The organism is Vibrio sp. D173a (assembly GCF_030248475.1).
On sequence record NZ_JAHGAH010000669.1, the window covers coordinates 1 to 955 of the forward strand.

2 protein-coding genes are annotated in these 955 nt (G+C 42.9%); both read left to right on the forward strand.

Annotation, left to right across the window (positions count from 1 at the left end; genetic code table 11):
* Positions 1-546, forward strand: a 546-nt coding sequence (locus KIV40_RS28355) for an arginyltransferase (RefSeq protein ID WP_285352548.1), incomplete at its 5' end; no start/stop codon positions are given.
* A gap of 82 nt (positions 547-628) precedes the next feature.
* Positions 629-847, forward strand: coding sequence for a translation initiation factor IF-1 (gene infA / locus KIV40_RS28360; RefSeq protein WP_285352550.1), 219 nt, complete (start codon positions 629-631; stop codon positions 845-847).
* Positions 848-955 lie beyond the last annotated feature (108 nt).

Here is a 955-nt window from a genome sequence, read left to right on the forward strand (position 1 = left end):
CGAAGTGGCGCCACCATTTATAAGCCCCATTGTGATGACTGCTCTTCATGTCATGCACTGAGATTGTCTATTCCAGACATTCAACTTTCAAAGAGTCAAAAACGGCTATTAAACAAGGCAAAGTCTTATCAATGGACGATGAGGTCACAGATGGATGAGAACTGGTTTGATCTATACAGCCGTTATATTACTGCTCGTCACCGTTCAGGTACTATGTACCCCCCCCAGAAAGACGAATTTTTGCAGTTTTCAAAGAACGAGTGGCTCGACACGCAATATTTACACGTTTATCTGGAAGAAAAGTTAGTCGCGGTTGCAGTTACCGATGTCATGAGCCAAAGCACCAGTGCGTTCTACACCTTCTTCGACCCAGATGTCGACTTATCACTGGGAACGCTTGGGGTTTTGTTTCAAATTCAGCATGCCCAACAAACCCAAAAACAGTGGCTTTATTTGGGTTATCAAATCGACGAATGCCCCGCTATGAACTATAAAGTACGATTTCAACGTCATCAAAGGCTAGTAAATCAAGTGTGGCAAGGGTAGAATACGCCACAACTTTACATAATTTGATTTTGACGGCACTATCATCGCCGTTGAAAACCGCCAAATGTCGAAAGAGGATTAGATGGCTAAAGAAGACGTAATCGAGATGCAAGGCACTGTCCTTGATACTCTACCAAACACAATGTTCCGTGTTGAGCTTGAAAACGGTCACGTAGTGACAGCACACATCTCTGGTAAAATGCGTAAGAACTACATCCGTATTCTTACTGGTGACAAAGTAACTGTTGAGATGACTCCATACGACCTTTCTAAAGGCCGCATCATCTTCCGTGATCGTTAATGTCTCATTAGTGAATACGATAAGAAGCGGAGCCTAGTGCTCTGTTTTTTATTGCCTAACGCTTGGCACTTTGTCCTTTCCACTTATCTCTATCTTCTCTATTTCTTC